This window comes from Cryptosporangium minutisporangium (assembly GCF_039536245.1).
GTDB classification, from domain to species: domain Bacteria; phylum Actinomycetota; class Actinomycetes; order Mycobacteriales; family Cryptosporangiaceae; genus Cryptosporangium; species Cryptosporangium minutisporangium.
The window spans coordinates 113,728-134,051 of the sequence record NZ_BAAAYN010000048.1 but is presented as its reverse complement, the minus strand read 5'-3'; the positions used below and the strand labels follow the sequence as shown (position 1 = coordinate 134,051).

At 70.2% G+C, this 20,324-nt stretch carries 19 protein-coding genes and 1 pseudogene; 6 read left to right on the top strand and 14 right to left on the bottom strand.

Features of this window, described 5'->3' with window-relative positions; all coding sequences use genetic code 11:
- Positions 1-97 precede the first annotated feature (97 nt).
- The 6 genes and pseudogenes from nuoE to ABEB28_RS34565 form a co-directional block, all read right to left on the bottom strand.
- Positions 98-994, bottom strand: a pseudogene (gene nuoE, locus ABEB28_RS43265) (NADH-quinone oxidoreductase subunit NuoE); the annotation flags it as partial.
- Positions 995-1,028: 34 nt separating this feature from the next.
- Positions 1,029-2,351: an NADH-quinone oxidoreductase subunit D gene (locus ABEB28_RS34585; RefSeq protein WP_345732468.1), complete on the bottom strand. Its 1,323-nt coding sequence runs from the start codon at positions 2,349-2,351 to the stop codon at positions 1,029-1,031.
- Between the two features lie 28 nt (positions 2,352-2,379).
- Positions 2,380-3,036 (bottom strand): NADH-quinone oxidoreductase subunit C, encoded by a 657-nt coding sequence (locus tag ABEB28_RS34580; RefSeq protein ID WP_345732501.1) that lies wholly within the window; start codon positions 3,034-3,036, stop codon positions 2,380-2,382.
- Positions 3,037-3,098: 62 nt separating this feature from the next.
- Positions 3,099-3,761 carry a NuoB/complex I 20 kDa subunit family protein gene (locus tag ABEB28_RS34575; protein ID WP_345732467.1) on the bottom strand — a complete coding sequence of 221 codons (663 nt, stop codon included), beginning with the start codon at positions 3,759-3,761 and terminating at the stop codon, positions 3,099-3,101.
- 108 nt (positions 3,762-3,869) lie between these two features.
- Entirely contained in the window at positions 3,870-4,247 is a 378-nt protein-coding gene (locus ABEB28_RS34570; protein WP_345732466.1) for an NADH-quinone oxidoreductase subunit A, read from the bottom strand.
- Between the two features lie 237 nt (positions 4,248-4,484).
- Positions 4,485-5,783: a geranylgeranyl reductase family protein gene (locus tag ABEB28_RS34565; RefSeq protein ID WP_345732500.1), complete on the bottom strand. Its 1,299-nt coding sequence runs from the start codon at positions 5,781-5,783 to the stop codon at positions 4,485-4,487.
- Between the two features lie 458 nt (positions 5,784-6,241).
- On the opposite strand from ABEB28_RS34565, the gene ABEB28_RS34560 reads away from it, so the two are divergent.
- On the top strand, positions 6,242-6,847 hold the full coding sequence (locus tag ABEB28_RS34560; RefSeq protein WP_345732465.1) for a superoxide dismutase family protein: 606 nt from the start codon (positions 6,242-6,244) through the stop codon (positions 6,845-6,847).
- A 127-nt stretch (positions 6,848-6,974) separates the two neighbouring features.
- Here the strand turns inward: ABEB28_RS34560 and ABEB28_RS34555 are convergent, their stop codons facing one another.
- Positions 6,975-7,667 carry a demethylmenaquinone methyltransferase gene (locus ABEB28_RS34555; RefSeq protein ID WP_345732464.1) on the bottom strand — a complete coding sequence of 231 codons (693 nt, stop codon included), beginning with the start codon at positions 7,665-7,667 and terminating at the stop codon, positions 6,975-6,977.
- A 166-nt stretch (positions 7,668-7,833) separates the two neighbouring features.
- Between ABEB28_RS34555 and ABEB28_RS34550 the strand changes: the two genes are divergently transcribed.
- Positions 7,834-8,382 (top strand): SCP2 sterol-binding domain-containing protein, encoded by a 549-nt coding sequence (locus ABEB28_RS34550; RefSeq protein WP_345732463.1) that lies wholly within the window; start codon positions 7,834-7,836, stop codon positions 8,380-8,382.
- Between the two features lie 56 nt (positions 8,383-8,438).
- Positions 8,439-10,079, top strand: a complete 1,641-nt coding sequence (locus tag ABEB28_RS34545; protein ID WP_345732462.1) for an AMP-binding protein — start codon at positions 8,439-8,441, stop codon at positions 10,077-10,079.
- Positions 10,080-10,123: 44 nt separating this feature from the next.
- On the opposite strand, the gene ABEB28_RS34540 is transcribed toward ABEB28_RS34545, so the two are convergent.
- From ABEB28_RS34540 to mqnC, 3 genes are all read right to left on the bottom strand, one after another.
- Positions 10,124-11,233 carry a polyprenyl synthetase family protein gene (locus ABEB28_RS34540; RefSeq protein ID WP_345732461.1) on the bottom strand — a complete coding sequence of 370 codons (1,110 nt, stop codon included), beginning with the start codon at positions 11,231-11,233 and terminating at the stop codon, positions 10,124-10,126.
- Between the two features lie 44 nt (positions 11,234-11,277).
- Positions 11,278-12,267 carry a MerR family transcriptional regulator gene (locus ABEB28_RS34535; protein ID WP_345732499.1) on the bottom strand — a complete coding sequence of 330 codons (990 nt, stop codon included), beginning with the start codon at positions 12,265-12,267 and terminating at the stop codon, positions 11,278-11,280.
- A 110-nt stretch (positions 12,268-12,377) separates the two neighbouring features.
- Positions 12,378-13,574, bottom strand: coding sequence for a cyclic dehypoxanthinyl futalosine synthase (gene mqnC, locus ABEB28_RS34530; protein WP_345732460.1), 1,197 nt, complete (start codon positions 13,572-13,574; stop codon positions 12,378-12,380).
- Between the two features lie 75 nt (positions 13,575-13,649).
- On the opposite strand from mqnC, the gene ABEB28_RS34525 reads away from it, so the two are divergent.
- Complete coding sequence (locus ABEB28_RS34525) at positions 13,650-13,940, top strand: hypothetical protein (RefSeq protein WP_345732459.1); 291 nt, start codon at positions 13,650-13,652, stop codon at positions 13,938-13,940.
- Positions 13,941-13,997: 57 nt separating this feature from the next.
- Here the strand turns inward: ABEB28_RS34525 and ABEB28_RS34520 are convergent, their stop codons facing one another.
- The 3 genes from ABEB28_RS34520 to ABEB28_RS34510 form a co-directional block, all read right to left on the bottom strand.
- The gene (locus ABEB28_RS34520; protein ID WP_345732458.1) at positions 13,998-15,722 is read right to left on the bottom strand and encodes a molybdopterin-dependent oxidoreductase; all 1,725 of its coding nucleotides are present in this window, start codon (positions 15,720-15,722) and stop codon (positions 13,998-14,000) included.
- Positions 15,723-15,833: 111 nt separating this feature from the next.
- Positions 15,834-16,688 (bottom strand): menaquinone biosynthetic enzyme MqnA/MqnD family protein, encoded by an 855-nt coding sequence (locus ABEB28_RS34515; RefSeq protein WP_345732457.1) that lies wholly within the window; start codon positions 16,686-16,688, stop codon positions 15,834-15,836.
- Between the two features lie 45 nt (positions 16,689-16,733).
- A complete protein-coding gene (locus ABEB28_RS34510; protein WP_345732456.1) occupies positions 16,734-17,009 on the bottom strand; it encodes an isoamylase early set domain-containing protein in 276 nt (91 codons plus the stop codon).
- Positions 17,010-17,283: 274 nt separating this feature from the next.
- On the opposite strand from ABEB28_RS34510, the gene ABEB28_RS34505 reads away from it, so the two are divergent.
- On the top strand, positions 17,284-19,344 hold the full coding sequence (locus ABEB28_RS34505) for a HelD family protein (RefSeq protein WP_345732455.1): 2,061 nt from the start codon (positions 17,284-17,286) through the stop codon (positions 19,342-19,344).
- Positions 19,345-19,421: 77 nt separating this feature from the next.
- A complete protein-coding gene (locus ABEB28_RS34500; RefSeq protein ID WP_345732454.1) occupies positions 19,422-20,012 on the top strand; it encodes a Uma2 family endonuclease in 591 nt (196 codons plus the stop codon).
- A 7-nt stretch (positions 20,013-20,019) separates the two neighbouring features.
- On the opposite strand, the gene ABEB28_RS34495 is transcribed toward ABEB28_RS34500, so the two are convergent.
- Complete coding sequence (locus tag ABEB28_RS34495; RefSeq protein WP_345732453.1) at positions 20,020-20,319, bottom strand: DUF4229 domain-containing protein; 300 nt, start codon at positions 20,317-20,319, stop codon at positions 20,020-20,022.
- Between the last annotated feature and the right edge of the window lie 5 nt (positions 20,320-20,324).

The window sequence follows — 20,324 nt, the reverse complement described above, 5'->3', positions numbered from 1 at the left end:
TCGCAGCGGCATCCGCCGGAGCGGCGTCCGTTGCCGGGGCGTCGGCGGCCTTGCCCTCGGCCGGAATGATCGCCGCGGGCGGCTCCGCCGCGGGAGGAGCACTTGCGGCTGCGGCGGCCACCGCGGGCTTGGCGTCCTCGGTCGGGGTGGCGGGCGCGCTGCTCGCCGCGACCGCGGCGGGCGGCTCGGCGCTCTTCGGGCCCTCGGACGTGACGGCGGCAGCCGCCTTCTCGGCCGGCGCCGCGGCCGGCTTGGGGGCGGCCTTGGTCGGAGTGGGCTTCGCGTCCTTCTCGGCCTTCTTCGGGATCGGAGTGTTCGGGAAGAAGCCCGGGACGCTCACCCCGCGCTCCTCCGCGATCCGGTTCCCCGCCACCGTCGGCTCGACGTTCGTCATCGGATCGGCGACCGCGCCGTTCCGCGCCTCGGCGAACCCCGCCAACTGGCGCGACATCTCCTTGAACGAGCAGAGCCGCGCACCGCGCGTCGGCATCGGCCGCTCACCGTCCTGGAGCTGCTTCACCAGGGTGAGCGCCGACTCGGCGTCCACCTGGTCGAAGTACTCGTAGTTGACGGTCATCACCGGCGCGTAGTCGCACGCCGCGAGGCACTCGGCGTGCTCCAGCGTGATCCGGCCGTCCTCGGTGGTCTGGTCGTGCCCCACCTCGAGATAGGCCGAGAGCGCTTCGTACGCCTTGTCTCCGCCGAGCACACCGCACATCGTGTTGGTGCAGACGCTCACCAAGTACTCGCCGGTCGGGCGGCGCTTGTACATCGTGTAGAACGTCGCGACCGCGGCCACCTCGGCCTTGGTGATCCCGAGCTGCTCGGCGCAGAACGCGATCCCGGCCGGGCTCACGTACCCGTCCACCGACTGCACCAGGTGCAGCATCGGCAGCAGCGCGGAACGGGACCGCCCCTCCGGGTAGCGCGCGATGATCGTCGCGGCCTGCTCGATCAGGTCGGCGCGGACCGTTTCGTCGGTCAGCTCACTCATGCTGCGGCCTCGCTCAGATCGAAAGTTCCCGCCGTCACCGGTCAACGCCCCCCATTACCGGGTCGAGGGAGGCGCCGGACGCGATCGCGTCCGCGATCGGCGCACCCTCGACCATCGCAGGGAACGCCTGCAGGTTCACGAAGCTGGGGTCCCGCACGTGGACGCGATAGGGCCTGGTGCCGCCATCGCTCACGACGTGGTAGCCCAGCTCACCGCGGGGCGACTCGATCCCGACGTAGACCTGGCCCGGCGGCACCCGGAAGCCCTCGGTCACCAGCTTGAAGTGGTGGATCAGGGCCTCCATCGACTGGCCCATGATCTGCCGGACGTGCTCCAGCGAGTTACCCATGCCGTCCTTGCCGAGCGCGAGCTGCGCCGGCCAGGCGATCTTCTTGTCGGTCACCATCACCGGCCCCGGCGCCAGCCGGTCGAGCGCCTGCTCGATGATCCGCAGCGACTGCCGCATCTCGTTGACCCGCACCAGGTACCGGCCGAAGACGTCGCCGGTGGTCTCGGTGACCACGTCGAAGTCGTAGTTCTCGTAACCGCAGTACGGCATCGTCTTGCGCAGGTCCCACGGCAGACCGGCCGACCGCAGCACCGGGCCGGTGACCCCGAGCGCCAGGCAGCCGGTGACGTCGAGGAAGCCGACGTCCTTGGTGCGTGCCTTCCAGACCGGCTGGCCGGTCAGCAGCTTCTCGTAATCCTCGATCTTGTCCCGCATGTACGGGATGAATTCGCGGATCTTGTCGACCGCGTCGACCGGCAGGTCCTGCGCCAGCCCGCCCGGCCGGATGAAGGCGTGGTTCATCCGGAGCCCGGTGATGAGTTCGAACAGGTCGAGCACGTGCTCCCGCTCGCGGAAGCCGTAGATCATCATCGTGGTGGAGCCGAGCTCCATCCCGGTGGTGGCGAGCCAGACCAAGTGCGAGCTGATCCGGTTGAGCTCCATCAGCAGGACGCGAATCGTGGTGGCCCGCTCCGGCACCTCGGCGCCGAGCAGCTTCTCCACCGCGAGGCAGTAGCCGGTCTCGTTGAACAGCGGCGACAGGTAGTCCATCCGGGTGACGAACGTGGTGCCCTGCGTCCAGGTCCGGTACTCGGTGTTCTTCTCGATGCCGGTGTGCAGGTACCCGATGACCGTGCGGGCCTCGGTGATCGTCTCGCCCTCGAGCTCGAGGACGAGACGCAGCACCCCGTGCGTCGACGGGTGCTGCGGGCCCATGTTGACGACGATGCGCTCGCTGGCCAGCGGATCTTCGGCGTGGATCGAGTCCCAATCACCGCCGGTGACGGTGTAGACGCGGCCCTCGGTCGTCTCCCGGGAGTCGGCGTACGGGTCCGTGGTCTGGGTCATTTGGCCACCTCCTGGCCGAGTGCGCCGGTCATCGGTAAGCCCGGCGGGTGTCGGGCGGCGGGATCTCCGCGCCCTTGTACTCGACCGGGACACCGCCGAGCGGGTAGTCCTTGCGCTGCGGGTGGCCGTCCCAGTCGTCGGGCATCAGGATTCGGGTGAGCGCCGGGTGGCCGTCGAAGACGACGCCGAACATGTCCCAGACCTCGCGCTCCTGCCAGTCCGCGGTCGGGTAGACCGAGGTGACCGACGGGACGTGCGGGTTCTCGACGGTGACGCCCACTTCCAGCCGGATCCGCCGCCGGTAGGTCATGCTGGTCAGGTGGTAGACGACGTGCAGCCGCTCGGACTGCTCGGTCGGGTCGGTGCTCAGCGGGGCGTCCAGGTAGTCGACGCCGGAGACCGAGCTGCACAGCTCGAAGCGCAGGCCATCGCTGTCGCGCAGTAGCTGGCAGACCTCGACGATGCGCTCGGGACGGACGTAGAGCGTCAGCTCGCCGCGGTCGACGACGACGCGGGTGACCGCGCTCTCGAATCCGACGTCCCGCTTGGCCAGCTCCTCGGCGAGGAGGTCGGCGACCTCGTCGAAGTAGCCGCCGTAGGGGCGCTGGGCTCCGTGCGGGTCGCCGACCGGCCGGACCAGCCCGCCGAACCCGGACGTGTCACCCGAGCCGGAGACGCCGAACATCCCCTTGCGGGTGCCCTGCTCGCTGCCCTCGCCCGTGCCGGGCTCGCCGGCGCCGTTGGTGCTCACTTGCGGGCCACCCCTGCCTCGATCTGCCGTGCGGCCTCTTCGATCCGGAACTGCTCGGCGCGCCCTTCGGCTGCGGCCTTCTCCCACTCCCGGCGGAGCGTCTTGTCGTGCCGGAACGAGGACGGCATGGTGCCGTACCGCTCCGCGGTTCCGTTCGCCCGCGCCTCCGCGAGCTCGGCGCGGCGCTTCGGCCCGAGCGGCTCGTGCATGACCTTTTCGTGCAGTTTGAGGACGGCGTCCAGCAGCATTTCCGGCCGTGGCGGACAACCCGGCAGATACATGTCAACCGGCACCACGTGATCGACGCCCTGGACGATCGCGTAGTTGTTGAACATTCCACCCGAGCTGGCGCAGACGCCCATCGAGAGCACCCATTTCGGCTCCGGCATCTGGTCGTAGATCTGCCGCAGCACCGGCGCCATCTTCTGGCTCACCCGACCGGCGACGATCATCAGATCCGCCTGCCGGGGAGTAGCGCTGAACCGCTCCATTCCGAAGCGGGCGAAGTCGTACCGGGCGGCTCCGGTCGTCATCATCTCGATGGCACAGCAGGCCAACCCGAAGGTGGCCGGCCACATCGACGACTTACGGCTCCAGTTGACGATCTTCTCGACGGTGGTCACCAGCACCCCGCCGGGGAGTTTCTCCTCCAGCCCCATGGCGCGGACCCCTCTCAGTCCGGTCGACCGGGTATCCGGTCTCAACCGGTTATTCAGACGGTCAGTTCAGTCGGTGGATCGATACGAGCGGACGAGTCTTGGCGGGACTCAGTCCCAGTCCAGGCCGCCGCGACGCCAGACGTACGCGTAGGCGATGAACACGGTGGCGATGAACAGCACCATCTCCACCAGCCCGAACAGGCCGAGCGCCTCGTTGGCGACCGCCCACGGGTAAAGGAAGATGATCTCGATGTCGAAGATGATGAACAGCATCGCGGTCAAATAGAACTTGATCGGGAATCGGCCACCGCCGGTTGCCTGGGGTGACGGCTCGATGCCGCATTCGTAGGCGTCGAGTTTGGCTTTGTTGTAGCGCTTGGGCCCGACGACCGCCGCCGCACCGACACTGAACACCGCAAAGAGAGCGGCGAGCACGAAGAGGCCGACGATCGGCGCATAGAGCGCGAGTGAACCACCGGTGTCCATCGGTTCCCTTCCCGGACGTCAGTGTTCAGCGAGGAGGTGCCGTTGAGCTATTGGTCCTGCGTCTATCTGTGGGCTACGACCCGAATCTTCCACACCGGACGAGTGATCCGGGGACGCCAGGGCCCAGACCGACGATGGCCTGTTTCCCTGGCTGCAGTTGACGCGGGATGCAGTTCCTTAGTGAGGGTCGCTTTGGTTAACGGGGAGTTCTGCCTGGTGCCATTCGGACGTACTCAATCACACCGCGGGCGCCAGCTTGGACAGGCCGTTGATGACCCGGTCCATGGCGTCCCCACCGCGAGGGTCGGTGAGATTCGCGAGCAATTTGAGAACGAAGCGCATGAGAAGCGGATGCGGCAGCCCGTGGCGGGTGGCGACCTTCATGACGTCCGGGTTGCTGATCAGCTTCACGAACACGCCACCGAGGCGGTAGTACCCGCCGTACCGCTCGGTGAGCAGAGTCGGGTAGGCGCGGAGTGCACGCTCCCGGCTCGGCCCGGCGGCGCGCGCGAGGGCCTGGACGGCGACCTCGGCGGCGATCTCGCCGGACTCCATCGCGTAGGCGATGCCCTCACCGTTGAACGGGTTCACCATGCCGCCGGCGTCGCCGACCAGCATGAGCCCGCGGGTGTAGTGCGGCTTGCGGTTGAAGCCCATCGGCAACGCCGCGCCCCGGATCGGGCCGTCGGCGTTCTCCTCGCGATAGCCCCACTCCTCTGGAGTGCTCGCCATCCAGGTCTTGAGCAGCTGCCGGTAGTTGACGTCCTTGAACGCCGCGGAGCTGTTGAGGATGCCCAGACCGACGTTCGACCGGCCGTCACCGAGGCCGAAGATCCAGCCGTAGCCGGGCAGCAGCCGATCCTTGCCGTCGACCTTGTCCCAGAGTTCCAGCCACGACTCCAGGTAGTCGTCGTCGTGGCGCGGGCTCTCGTAGTACCGACGCACCGCGACACCCATCGGCCGGGCCTCGTTGCGGGCCAGCCCCAGCGCGAGCGCGAATCGGCCGGAGACACCGTCGGCGGCGATCACCAGCGGCGCACGGTAGGTGGCCGACGTCTTCTCCGGCCCGACCTCGGCCTCCACCCCGACGACCCGCCCGGCGGTGGAGAGCACCGGGCCGGTGACGGTCGTCGAGGTACGCAGCTGGGCGCCGGCCTTCACGGCAGCCTTCGACAGCATGTCGTCGAAGTCCATCCGGGTCCGGGTGAGGCCGTAGTTCGGGTAGGCCGCCAGGTCGGGCCAGGGCAGCTCCATCCGGACGCCGCCGCCGATGACTCGCAGCCCCTTGTTGTGCAGCCAGCCGTTCTCGACCGACGTGTCGATGCCCATCGAGATCAGCGAACGGACCGCGCGCGGGGTCAGTCCGTCGCCGCAGACCTTCTCCCTGGGGAACTCGGTCTTCTCGAGCAGCAGGACGTCGAGCCCGGACCGGGCCAGGTGGTAAGCGGCGGCCGAGCCCGCAGGCCCAGCGCCGACCACGATCACGTCCGCGTCGGCCCGGGTTTCGACCGGGCCGACGGAGGCAGCTCTTTCCAGCCTGCCGGCGGTGCCGGTCGGGCTCACGGAAAGGCTATCGGCGGCGGTGTCGACCACGGGGGGCTCGGCACCGCGGGGAGCGGGCTCGGTGGTCACGGCTGCCTCTCGACTGTGTTGCTGATAGAGGGGGCCATCGGGCAGGGCTTACGTGCGCTTGTGAAAATGTTCACGAACTCAGCAGAGGCAGTCTATGCCGCGCATCACATGCCTGGGTACTAAGGCTCGCCTAACCCCGGTGAACGGTGGTCGACGCGAGCCCGACCAGCCCCATCGCACCCCGAGCGAACACCAGGCTTTACGGCGTTTTGCCCGCGCCTTCCGGCCACGAATCGCTTGTGCGGGGGGTCACAAAAAATCGACGCGAGGAGTAGCGTCGCCGAGGAGCCAAACCGCCACATATCCACACTTACGCTGATTGCTCGTCCCCCAGCGATCCCCGCCGTCCCTAGGAGACCGTGATGCGCCGTTCGGCAGCACTCGTCCTCGTGGCCACTTCGCTGCTCACCGCCGGGTGCGGTGGGGCGTCCCGGGAGGAAACCAGGTCGCAGGAGGAGTCGGCATCCGCTGCGGTGGAAGCGGCCCAGCCGACGGTCGCCGAGGGGACGTTCAGCGACTACTCGCCGAACAGCGTCGCGGTCACCTACGACCCGACGCTCGTTCCGTCCGGCGCCTTCGCCCAGTTGACCGTCGCCGAGATCGCCGACGCGACGACCGTGACGCTCAACGTCCGGGGCCTGAACCCGAACCGCACCTACGGCGCGCACCTGCACACGAAGCCGTGCGGCCGCACCGGTGCTGCGGCCGGCCCGCACTACCAGCACCGCCCCGACCCGGCAGCGGCCGCGTCCCCGCCCTCGGTGAACCCGACCTACGCCAACCCGCAGAACGAGGTGTGGCTCGACGTCACCACCGACTCGCAGGGCGTCGGCACGAGCAAGAGCACGCAACCGTGGCGGTTCAGCGCGAGGCCCCAGTCGCTGGTCGTCCACGCCGAGAAGACGCAGACCGCCCCCGGCAAGGCGGGCATGGCCGGCACTCGGGTGGCGTGCTTGACCGTTCGCTAGAAAGGCGCCGAGCGCCGTTTGCTTGAACGTGGAGCCCGCTGAGAGCATCGGGGACAGTCGAGCACGACGACGCCGCGACATTTGCCTTGCGTCTCAAGTCGTCGTGCTCGCCTGTCATCCGTCGCTCTCAGCGGGCCGCCCTCAAAGCGTGGTGGAGGGCGACTATTCCGCCGGAGAGATTCCGCCAGCGGACGGAGCGCCAGCCGTGGGCAGCGATCACACCGGCGAGCTCGGCCTGGTCCGGCCAGGCGCGGATCGACTCGGCCAGGTAGACGTAGGCGTCCGGTGCGCTGCTCACCGTCCGCGCGACCTGCGGTAGGGCCCGCATCAGGTACTCGGTGTAGACGGTCCGGAACGGCGCCCACGTCGGGTGGCTGAACTCCAGCACGACGAGCCGCCCGCCGGGCTTCGTCACCCGCGCCATCTCGGCGAGCCCGGCCGCGGTGTCGGCCACGTTCCGCAGCCCGAGCGAGATCGTCACCGCGTCGAACGCGGCGTCCGGGAACGGTAGGTGCATCGCGTCGCCGGCCACCAGCGGGACGCCGCGGTCCCGCCCCTCGCGCAGCATGCCGAGCGAGAAGTCGCAGGCGATCACCTCGGCGCCGGAGTGCGCGAGCTCCGCGGTGGAGACCGCGGTACCGGCCGCGAGATCCAGGCACCGCTCCCCCGGCCGCAGGTCCAGCACGTCCGCGGTGAGCGCACGCCAGCGCCGGTCCTGGCCGAACGAGATCACCGTGTTCGTGAGGTCGTACCGGCGCGCGACCTGGTCGAACATCGCCGCTACGTCTCTCGGTCGCTTGTCCAGGGATGCGCGCGTCATGCCGCTCAGCCTAGTCAGGCTCGGCCTGGGCGCTCGCGCCACGTCCAGCGCCGACGACCTGTTCGTTCCCACCGATTGATGGCAGAGTTTGAAGGAATCAGTAGCCCGCTTGTTTAACTCGGGAGTAACCTACTGGCGCGTTAAGTCGAACAGAGGGAGCACCACCGTGTCGTCCTTCGATCCTCGGCAACTGGCCGAGATTGATCCCAAGAAGATCAGCACCGCTGAATTCCAGGAGCTGCTGACCGCGGCCTCGCAGCAGGCCGGAGAGCCGGGTGGCACCGAGGGCCTCGAGGCCGTCGACCCCGCGGCGTTCGCCCGGCTGATCGGACGCGCCCGCCGCGACCAGCTCGAAGCGGTGATGAGCAGCCCGGTGCGGTCGGTGGTCCTGGACCAGATCTTCCATCGGTTCGCCGACCACTACCGGGCCGGTGAGCCCCGCCCGCCGAAGGTCATCCACTGGAAAGTCTCCGGGCGGCCGGACGGCGGCGTCGACGAGTACGAGTTGGTTCTCCACGGCGATCGGTGCGAGGCCAACTCGGTCGTGCAGCACGGCGCCGACACCACGATCATGCTCGGCGGGCCGGAGTTCCTGCTGTTGACCTCCGGCAACGCGAAGCCCACCACGATGTTCATGACCGGCAAGCTGAAGGTCCGCGGCGACCTGGGGCTCGCCGCCGTGCTCGCCAAGATCTTCGTCATCCCCACGTCGTAGCCGTAAGGCCCTACCTCCCGAGTAACCCCCGCTCCCGAGGAACGAGGTGTCACCGAATGGCAGCGCAGGAAACCCTCGCCAGCCCGACCGGCAGCAAATTGGCGTACACGTCCCAGCTGGCCACGACGCTGATCCGGGCGGGGGTGATCGCGCCCGGCCGACCGGACCGGGTCACTCGGCAGCTCGTCGCGCTGAAGAGCTGGGGGCTGAGCCTGGCCGGCGGTTACACCAGCGCGGCCGCCCGGGACCCGCAGCGGATCGCCCTGATCGACGAGCGTCGGCAGGTCACGTTCACCGAGCTGATCGACCGAGCCACCCGCATGTCGCAGGGCCTGGCCGCGCTCGGGATGAAGGGCAAGAGCCGGGTCTCGGTGCTCTGCCGCAACCACGCCGGGCTGATCGAGGCGCTGGTTGCCTCCGCGACGCTCGGCGCCGACACCGTGCTGCTGAACACCGGCCTCTCGGCGACCCAGATCCAGACCGTCCTTCGTGAACAGAAGGTCGAGCTGATCATCGCGGACGAGGAGTTCCTGCCGCTGATCGGCACCCCGCCGCCGGGCGTCCAGGTGTTGCTCGCGTGGACGGACGGCGAGAGTCAGGATCTGACGACGCTGGAGGACCTGGTCGCCGCGAACCCGGGCGGAAAGGCCTCACCGCCCGAGGTGGTCGGCCGGACGATCGTGCTTACGTCCGGCACCACCGGCGCTCCGAAGGGCGCCCGCCGACCGCCGCCGCACGGTCTGGGCGCGCTCGGCTCGATCCTGTCCAAGATCCCGTTGAAGGTTCGGGACACGATCGCGATCCCGGCCCCGCTGTTCCACACCTGGGGGTTCGCCGGCCTGCAGGTCGGGATGGGGTTACGCGCGACGCTGGTTCTCCGCCGCCGGTTCGAGCCGGAGGCCCTGCTCGCCGACATCGCCCAACACCGCGCCGGCGGCGTGTTCGTCGTCCCGATCATGATGCAGCGGATGCTGGAGCTGCCGCCGGACGTCCGCAGCAAGTACGACCTGAGCGCCCTGCGCGCGGTCGCGAGCAGCGGCTCGGCGTTGATCGGCGACTTCGCGCTGCACTTCATGGACGCGTTCGGCGACGTGCTCTACAACCTGTACGGGACGACCGAGGTGTCGTGGGCGACGATCGCGACGCCGAGCGACATGCGCCGGGAGCCGCGGACCGCCGGCCAGGCCCCGCTCGGAACGCAGTTGGCGATCCTGGACGAGAGCGGCAACGACCTCCCGGCCGGGACGCCGGGCCGGATCTTCGTCGCGAACGGGATGCTGTTCGAGGGGTACACGAACGGGGCGAACAAGGAGGTCCGACGCGGATTCATGAGCACCGGCGACGTCGGTCACCTGGACGCGGACGGGCTCCTCTTCGTGGACGGCCGGGACGACGACATGATCGTTTCCGGTGGAGAGAACGTGTTCCCGCGCGAGGTCGAGAACATCCTCAGCGAGGCCGAGGGGGTTCGCGAGGTTGCGGTGGTGGGGGTTCCGGACCCGGACTGGGGTCAGCGGCTCGCGGCGTACGTCGTCCTGAACGACGGGTACTCGCTGGACGCGGACGAGGTACGTGACTTGGTGAAGAACCGGGCCGCCCGGTTCTCCGTACCGCGCGACGTGTACTTCCTGGACGAGCTGCCCCGCAACGCGACAGGCAAAGTGGTGCCGCGCCTCCTCCGCGAAGCCACCCCCTGAGCCGTGCACCGAACCGGGGTCTGAGCGGCGCTCAGACCCCGGTTTCATGCCGTGCGGTCCACGGCGGCGACGGCCAGCTCGCGGAGGGCTGAGCGGCCCTCCGCGGTCAGCGGCGCACTCTCCAGCACCGCCAGCGCGTGGTGGCACCGCTCAGCGATCATCCGCTCGGCCCCGTCCCGCGCGCCGGTCTCGACGATCAGCCCGCGCAGCGCCGCGACCCCCTCGTCGTCCAGGTCGGGATCGCCCAGACGCGCGGCGAGGAGGGCCCGCTGGGCGTCCGACGCCTGCTCGCGCGCCAGCGCGATCAGGACGGTCTGCTTGCCCTCCCGCAGGTCCTCTCCGGACGGCTTACCGGTCACGGCGCTGTCCCCGAACACCCCGAGCAGGTCGTCCCGCAACTGGAACGCCTCGCCGAGCGGCAGCGCGAACGCGGTGTAGGCGTCCACCACCGACGCCGGAGCCCCGACCACCGCGGCGCCCAGGTGCAGCGGCGCCTCGACCGTGTACTTCCCGCTCTTGTACCGGGCGATCCGCAGCGCACGCTCCAGCGGCACCCCGCCCCGCGTCGGTGCTGCGATGTCGAGGTACTGCCCGGCCATCAACTCCAGCCGCATCGACGCGAAGACGTCCCGCGTCCGCAGCGCCGCAGTGGTCGGCAGCCCTGCGGTCGCGAGCATCTGCTCGGAGAGCACCAGCAGCAGGTCCCCCAGCAGGATCGCGGCCGCCTGACCGAACCGGGCGGGGTCGCCGTGCCGCTCGGCCGCCCGGTGAGCGGCCTCGATCGCGCGGTGCGCCGAAGGACGACCTCGGCGGAGGTCGGAGTCGTCCATCACGTCGTCGTGGATGAGCGCGAAGGCGTGGAGGAGCTCCAGCGACGCGGCGACCCGGATCAGCCCTTCCTCGTCCGCCGCTCCCGCGGCCCGCGCGCCCCAGTAGGCGAACAGCGGGCGCAGTCGCTTACCCCCAGCGAGGACCGCGGTCTGCAGCGGCCCGTCGAGGTCGGACAGCTCCTCGCCGATCCGTCCGAGCACGGCAACGTAGTCGGCCAGGAAGTCCTCCAGCGCCAGTCCGACGCGGGCTCGCACGTCTGCGCTGGTCTGTCTGGGTTTGACCAGTCCGACCGGCCGAGCGCTGCCGTTGGTTCGCGTGCTCATCTCGACCTCGTCCCGTTCAACCTGCATCGCTTGTGAGTCGATTCCTACCGCGAGAGCCGTCGACTCGCATCTCGAGAAGCACCGCTGCCGCTCGGACCACCCAGCGCGGCGAGCACACCTTCGACCGCCTCGACGAGCGAAGTCGGCTGCGCCACCCCCGCGGGCAGCCGCCGTCGCGCTCCGAGCCACCCGGGCCCGGCCGCGATCATCCGCAGCGGACGCCCGAGCCCGGCCAGCCGCCCGAACACCGTCGGGTCCGCGGTCTCCGGCACCTGCGACCACAGCACGACCACCGACGGACCGGTACGCCGCACCGCCTCGACCATCGCGTCGGTGGGCACCCGGGCGCCCAGGATCCGGGTTCCGCGCCGAGCCTCGCGCAGGGCGGCGGCCAGGGCCTCCAGCGGCAGCGTGTGCTGCTCCTCCTCCACCGCGGCGAGCAGCGTCCGGGGCGGCGCGAGCGCGGGCACCGGCTCGTCGGCCGAGCGAGCCCGTCGAGGACCCGCCGGTCCGGGCACGACGAGCCGCAGCTCGGTCGAGATGTGCCAGGACAGCAGGTGTTCGATCTCGACGACGCCGTGACCGGCCTGCCACCGCTGGCCCAACGCGGTGAGCACCGGAACCAGCACTTCGCTCCACGTCAGCACCGTGCCGTACGTACGCAGACAGGTGCGAATCTCCTCGGAGATCGCGTCGGAGTCCATGCTGCCCGCGGCCCTGGCCAGGCCACGCGCTGCCGCCTGCGCGAGCCCGACCGGCATCACCCGCCGGCTCGGCACGCGTCCACCCGGCCGGGGCGCGGGCTCGGCCAGCTCCCCCGGGTTGGCGGCCAGAGCCGTACGCGCGGCGTCCGCCGGGGAAACCCCCTGGAACGTCAGGCGCCGCATCATCTCCAGCCGCCGGACGTCCTCTGCGGAGTACCGCCGGTGCCGGCCGGCCTCGTGCTCACTCGGTCCGAGGCCGTACCGCTGATCCCACGTCCGGAGCGTGGTCACCGCGACGCCGAGCCGCCGGGCCACCGCGCCCGCGGTCAGGCGGGGACCGGCCCAGGACGGGCGTACCGCCTCGGACGCCCCACCGCGCTCGTCACTCGCCACCTACGAATCATCGCGCGCAACGGCGCATCGCGCGCGCCGAGAGCTTCCTAGGAGGCTTCGACCAGCGGCAGGTTGCGGCCGACGCCGCCGCCGGGCAGGGCGGTCGACGCGAAGTGGGACACGATGTGCTCGTCGCTCGGGTCGTTCGCCGGGTCGTCGTGGACGATCAGGTGGTTGTAGAGCGTGTCGCGCTGGGCCGGCGTCCGCCCGGCGCTGCGCATCAGGTGGATCAGCTCGGTGCGGTTCGACCGGTGCTTCGCGCCGGCGCTGGAGACCACGTTCTCCTCGAGCATGACCGAACCCAAGTCGTCCGCGCCGTAGTGCAGCGTGAGCTGACCGATGTCCTTGCCCGTGGTGAGCCAGGAACCCTGCAGGTGGCGGACGTTGTCGAAGAACAACCGGGCGACGGCGACGAGCCGCAGGTACTCGAGGCTGGTGGCCTGCGTGCGCCCCTTGAGATGGTTGTTCTCGGGCTGGTAGGTCCACGGGATGAACGAGCGGAACCCGCCGGTGCGGTCCTGCACGTCACGGATCATCCGCATGTGCTCGATGCGCTCGGCGTTGGTCTCGCCGGTCCCCATCATGAACGTCGCGGTCGATTCGACGCCGAGCCGGTGCGCGGTCTCCATCACCTCGAGCCAGCGCTCACCGGACTCCTTCAGCGGCGCGATCGCCTTCCGCGGCCGCTCCACCAGGATCTCGGCGCCGGCGCCGGCGAACGAGTCGAGACCGGCCGCGTGGATCCGGGTGATCGATTCCTCGATCGGAACGCCGGAGACCTTCGACATGTGCTCGACCTCGGAGGCACCGAGCGAGTGCAGCGTCAGCGACGGGAACTCACGCTTGATCGCGCCGAACACCGTCTCGTAGTACTCGACGCCGTACTCCGGGTGGTGGCCGCCCTGGAGCATGATCTGCGTCGCACCGAGCTTCACGGCCTCGTCGCACCGGCGCAGGATCTCGTCGAGATCGTGCGACCAGCCTTCCTTGTGCTTGGGCGCGCGGTAGAACGCGCAGAACTTGCACGCGGTGACGCAGACGTTCGTGTAGTTGATGTTCCGATCGATGATGTACGTCGCGATGTGGGCGATATCGCCATACATCCGGCGCCGCACCGTGTCGGCCGCCTCGCCGAGCGCGTGCAGTGGCGCGTCGGTGTACAGCAGCAACGCCTCCTCCGGCGAGATCCGGCCGCCGTCGGCGGCGCGCTGGAGGATGGCGGCAGTGGCAGCGTTTCCGGTCACGAGGTCGAGCGTAACCCGGGTGCGGCTGGCGGAGTTCGTGGAGTGCACAACCGCGGAGTGGGTAACCGGCCGTCCATGCAGAAGATCGATGTCCGGCCACTGGGGCCACACGAGTACGCCGTAACCCTCACCGAGGGGACCGACACCACCAACCATCGCGTCGTGGTGCCGGACGATCTGCTCGACCAGCTGGCGCTCGATCCGGACGACCGGGAGACCGAAACGGACCTGGTCCGCGAGTCGATGGCCTACCTCCTCGACCGGATCGCCGCCGACGAGATCGACCACGACGTCGACCTCGAGGAGCTCGCGAACGAGAACGCGGGCTACTCCGGTGAGGTGCTGTCCCGCCTCGGTCTCGGCTGATCGGTCGCCGGTCGGGGCCGCCCCGCCTGACTGCGGGCGGCCCGACCGGCCAGCGCGTTAGCGGACGACGACGCTGATGTGGTGCCAGCCTTCGGAGCCGTTCGGAGCCGGCGGGCGGTAGTCACCGGACTGCGTCGCTCCGGCACCGTCGGTCGCCCGCACCTCGAGCGTGTGGCGTCCGGCGCCGACGGTCGCGGTGTCCCACTCCCACCGCCACTGCCGCCAGACGTCGACCGAGTCCGCCGCCGCGAGAGTCGCCGACCCCCACGGGCCCTCATCGACGCGAACTTCGACGCGGGTGATCCCCCGACGCTGCGCCCAAGCCACCCCAGCGACCGTGATCGTGCCGGAGACCCGGTCGGACTGTCGTGGGGTGTCGATCCTCGACGTCGTTTTGATCGGGGCCTCCCGCGACCAACCGCGCGGCACCCAGTAGGCGTCGAAGTCACTGAACCGGGAGAGCTCCAGGTCGACGAGCCACTTCGTCGCCGAGACGTAGCCGTAGAGGCCAGGGACGACCATCCGCACCGGGAAGCCGTGCGCGATCGGTAGCGGCTCTCCGTTCATGCCGATCGCCAGCATCGCGTCCCGGCCGTCGCGGCAGGCGGCGGTCGGTGTGCCGCAGGTCCAGCCGTCCGCGGAGCGTCCGACGAGTTGGTCCGCGTCCGGGTCCGGGTCGACCCGGTCGAGCAGATCGGCCAGTCGGACGCCGAGCCAGCGGGCGTTACCGGCGAGGTCGCCACCGACTTCGTTGGAGACGCACGCCAGCGTGATGTCGCGTTCGATCAGCGGCAGGTCCAGGAGGTCCTGGTAGCTGAGCGTGAGCTCGCGACCGACCCGCCCGTGGATGCGGAGCCGGTAGGAGTTCGGGTCGACCTGCGGGAGCACGAACGCGGTGTCGACCCGGTAAAACGTGTCGTTCGGGGTGGTCAGCGGCGTGATGCCGCGGACGTCGAGGCGCGCGCCTGCCGGGACCGCCGGTGCGGGCGACGCGGGCTCGGGGAGGCGGATCGCCGCCCGCTGGTCGCTCACTCCTCGCCAGCGTGCGAGCAGGCGACCGGCCCCACCGGCGACCACCGCCGCTCCGGCCGTGCCACCCGCGATCGTGAGAAACATCCGCCGCGACGCAGTGCCCCCACCCCCGACCAGCCACGGCGCCTCCGCCTCAACCGCGGAGCCCGGCGAAGCAGGGCGGGGCTGGGAAGCGGAGCCGAGCTGGGAAGCGGAGTCGAGCTGGGAAGCGGAGCCGGCCGTACCCCCGACATCGGCCGGCTCCGCGGTTCGTCGGGAGTACTGCGATGCCCGCGCCTCCGCGTCCAGCGTCGCACCGGCCTCTCGGGCCCGCGCGGCGAGCGCGTACAGCACCCCCATCGCAGCCCCGGCGCCGACCAGCGTCGGGATCACCGCGAAGCTGGTCGAGTCCGGACGAGCGGCGGTCGCGAATGCCCCGACGGCAGCAAATACCGCAATTACTCCCAAACCGAAGCTTATATGACGTACTGCGAGCACGCCCGCCAGCGCTGCCGCCGCCGCGAGCGACAGCAGAATCACCGCCGTGAGCAGCGGCTTGTCCCAGCTGCCGAACGTCCGAACCCCGAATTGTTCGACCGACCGCGGAAGCCGATCCACGACCTCACCCGCGACCGCGGTCAGCGGCGAGGACGACGGTCCGACGAACGCCGCGAGTATCTCCGCGACGCCGAGCGCGGTGGCCGCCGCCACGATTCCCGCCAACGCGGCGAGCGGGCGCGCCGCACGCGACCGCGGCTCAAGGGTGATCACAGCTGTCCACGATCCCGCGCCTCGGCAAGGCGCCGCCGTGGTTGTCGGATCTCGGCCCCCTGGGGGTTCAGGATCCGACAACGACGCGCGCCGGAGATCCGACAATCACCCTCAGAGCTGGACGAACTCCGGCCCCTCGGCCGGCAGCGGTGGCGCCTCGCCGGCGGCCGCCGCCTTCGCCGCGAACGCCCGCAGCCCCTCGACCTGCCGCTCGCCGAGCGAGAAGTCGAGCGTGCGGAAGTAGTTCGCGAGCGTGTGTGCATCGAACACCTCCCAGCGGGCGGCGTCCACGGCGACCTCGTCGATCTGGGTGAGGCACAGGTCCCGCGAGCGCAGGAACGCGTCGTGGACGTCCTTGACCTGGCCGGGGTGCCGCTCGGCGAAGTCGCGCCGCACCGCCCAGACCGCGAACACCATCGGCAGGCCGCTCCACTCGCGCCAGGCCTCACCGAGGTCGGTGACGGTCAGGCCCATGTCCGGACCCTCGTAGAGCGCCCGCAGCGCAGCGTCCCCGATCAGGACGCCCGCATCGGCTTCCTGCATCATCACGCCCAGGTCGGGCGGGCACACGTAGTACTCCGGCCGCACGTCGTACCGCTCGGCGAGCAACATCCGGGCGAGCAGGACGCTGGTCCGGCTCGTCGAACCGAGCGCGACCGGCCGACCGTCCAGCTCCGTTAAGGGCCGCTGCGACACGACGTTGACCGAGAGGACCGGCCCGTCCGAGCCGACCGCGATGTCGGGGAGCAGCAGGAGCTGATCGGCGTTGCGCAGGTACTCGACCAGGCTGATCGGCCCGATGTCGAGATCGCCGCGCACCAGGGACTCACTGAGGCGGTCCGGGGTGTCCTTGGTCAGCTCGACGTCCAGCAGGGCACCGGTGCGCACGAGCCCGTAGTAGATCGGAAGACAGTTCAGGAATTGGATGTGTCCGACCCGGGGGCGGCGCGGCGCGTCCTGTCTCACGGCTCGACAGTACGTCGGCCTTTCCCCGGACGCCCCAAAGGTGGCCTATACCTCCAGGACACTGCCCTGGGCATCGATCCGATCGGCCTCGGCGTCGTCGAGCCAGACACCACCGGTGCCGAGGTACCGGAAGCGGTGCACGCCGGTCGGCAACGTCAGCGTGACGCTCCGGGTGCCGTTGCGACGCGGCGTCAACTCGTGCTTGCCCGGCTGCCATCCGTTGAAGTCCCCGACGACGCTGACCGAGGGTGTCGTCTCGTCGATCGGCAGCGAGAACGTGACCTTGGTCTTCGCATCGTTCAACCGTGTGCGCTTGAGCACGGACGGACTCCTCTCCTACCGCGAGGGCGGCCGAACTGTGACTTACTGGACATTATTCCACAATTTTCCAGAGTTATTCTCGGCTCTTCCCGCGGGGGCAACCGGGCAGGGAGCCGGCGACAAACGGCTCGCGGCCCCTCGTCGCCTGCTCTAGTCTTTGCCGGTCGCCGAAGGGCGACCGACCCCGTCGAAGCCGGGCGCCCCGGAGCAGACCGCACATTGCGCCGGGCCTAGGGCAGTGGGGACCTCTCCCGCCTAGGTCCCGGAGGCCCCGATGACGTCGTTGGACGTCGAACTCGCCCACGAAGCGGCACATCTGACCACGTCCCGCGCCGCGCTGGCCGCCATGCGGACACGCACCGAAGAACTGACCCGCAGCGACGTCGCCGGTGACCCCTTCTCCGCGGAGATGCTGGCCAGGGCGCTCGCCCGGCGCCTCGAGCAACTGCTCGACGACGGCACCACACCGCTGTTCTTCGGCCGCCTCGACTTCGCCGCAGCCGGGACGCCGTACGCCGGCGAGACGTTCCACGTGGGACGCCGACACGTCACCGATGCCGCGGGCGACCCGCTCGTAGTCGACTGGCGCGCACCGGTGTCGACCGCCTTCTACCAGGCCAGCGCGCTCGCACCGCAGGGCGTGCGTCGGCGGCGACGGTTCGGGTTCGCCGGGGGGCGGCTGACCTCGTTCGAGGACGAGCACCTGGGCTCCGGCGAGGAGGCCGGGCTCGGCTCACGCCTGCTGACCGAGGAGATCGAACGTCCGCGCGTCGGCCCGATGCGCGACATCGTTGCGACGATCCAGCCCGACCAGGACGCCCTGGTCCGCGCCGATCTGGACACCAGCCTCTGCATCCAGGGCGCTCCCGGCACCGGGAAGACCGCGGTGGGCCTGCACCGGGCGGCTTACCTGCTGTACGCGTACCGCGAGCGGTTGAGCCGCACCGGCGTGCTCGTGGTGGGGCCGAACGTGGCGTTCCTGCGCTACATCGCCGAGGTGCTGCCCGCACTCGGCGAGGTCGACGTGCTGCAGCGGACGATCACCCAACTCGTCGATCGCGTCCCGGTCCGGGCCGTGGACACCCCCCAGGCGCTCGCGGTCAAGGGCGACGCCCGGATGGCGGCGGTACTCGCCGCGAGTCTGACCAGCGCGCTGCGAGCCCCCTCCGAACCCCTCGTCTACACCGAGACCGGCGCCCGGCTGCGGCTCGGCCCGAGCGAGCTCGGCGAGATCACCGCCGAGGCTCGAGCCTCCTACGCCGCCGGAACGCCGTACTCCACCGCGCGCGACCGGGTCGCCCACCGAGTCGCCGAGCGCTTCCGCCGACAGGTCGAACGCCGCGGTGGTTCGCCGTCGGACGCCTGGGTGACTCGGGTGGTGCGGTCCCGCACGATGCGGACCTGGCTCGATGCGGTGTGGCCGCCCGCCGACCCGGTCGCACTGGTCGCTCGGGTGCTCGGCGATGCGGACCTGCTGGCCCGTGCCGCCGACGGCATCCTCACCCCCGCCGAGCAGGACGTGATCGTCTGGCCGGAGCCCCGCCGACGTCCGCGCTGGACCGAGGCCGACGCCGTGCTCATCGACGAGGCCGCCGGTCTGCTCGAGCGGACGCCGGGCTTCGGGCACGTGATCGTCGACGAGGCGCAAGACCTGTCGCCGATGCAGGCCAGGGCGATCGCCCGCCGGTCGCCCTACGGCTCGCTGACCGTCCTGGGTGACCTCGCACAGGGCACCGCCGCGAGCGGGGCGCGGGATTGGCCGTCCCTGCTGACCCACCTGGACAAGCCGGCCACGGTCGTGACACCGCTGACCACCGGGTACCGGATGCCGGCCGAGATCGTCGAGTTCGCGAACCGGCTACTGCCCGCGCTGGCTGCCGGAGTAGCCCCGGCCCGGTCGGTGCGGCGCGCACCCGGCGCGCTGAGCGTGGAGCAGGTGCGGAACCCGGTCACGGCAGCCGTCGCGCTGGTGCGGGCCGCCGTCGCCGAGCCCGGCTCGGTCGCACTGATTTGTGCGGACGCGACGACAGCGCGCATTTTCCGCGCGCTGACCACCGCCGGTCTCGCCGCGGTCCGCGCCGACCAACCGCCCGAGGAGTCCCCCGCCGACGCCACACCCGGAACCGCGGGCAGCGTCGGCGCGGCGCCGCCGGTGACCGTGTTGCCGGCGACGCTAGCGAAGGGCCTGGAATTCGACACGGTCGTCGTGCTCGAACCGGCCGCGATCGTCGCCGCGGAGCCCCGTGGACTCAACCGCCTCTACGTAGTGTTGACCCGCGCGGTCTCCCGCCTGGTCGTGTTGCACGCCCAGAGTCTTCCCGCCGCACTATGCTGAGCCGGTAGCACTCGTTGGCACGTGTGGTTAGGATCGGAGGTGACCAATTGAACTTCCGACGGAAGCAGGTGCAGCTGATGAGCGCCCCGGCCCCCGCCTACGGCACCGCGACGATCGACGACTACGACGCCCTGGGAGAAGACACCGACATCCGCCACGAGCTGATCGACGGACACATCATCGTGTGCGCAAGCCCCGTCAACCTGCACAACACCGTCGTCTTTCGACTGCAGGTCGCGCTCGACCGAGTGTTGCCCGAGGACTTCGTCGTCGTCAGTGACGTCGACGTCGCGATGGAGGACAAGCGGCAGTGCCCACGCCCCGATCTGATCGTCGTCCCTCGCGAGGTGGGCGAAGGCTACGCACGGACGCAGAGTGACGCGGTTCGGCTCGCCGTCGAGGTCATCTCCCCCGGCACGGGACGGCTCGATCGACAGACCAAGCCCCGGATCTACGCGACCGCAGGCATCCCGTCGTACTGGCTCGTCGACCTCGATCCGTTCACGATCGTCGAGCACCGACGGGTCGGACGCTGGTACGAAGAGGTGCAGCGGGTGACCGGTGACCAGATCGTCGTCACCGAGCCGTTCGATCTGGAGGTCGACGTCTCGGCCGCCCGAACCGCCACCATCCGAGCCGGGTTATCCCGCCCGCGCCGCCGCCGGTAAGAAGCGGTCAGCGCTCGTCGTCGTCGCCGGCCAGGGCGGCGCGCAGCCTGGCCTTCTCCTGCTGACGCTTGCTCATCCGCCCCTCGACGCGCATGGCGAAAGCCTCCCGCTGCCGACGCAGCAGGAAGAACGACAGCGGTGCGGAGAGCAGCAACGCCCCGAGCACGAGCATCCAGGAGCGGAACCCGATCAGGAACAGCACGATCACGCAGGCCGCGAACACCATGAAACGAGCCACCGTGTAGAGGAAGCCCGGGTGTAGCTGCTCCAACGTGCTCGACCGCCCGGCCGGATCCCGCTCAGTCATCAGCG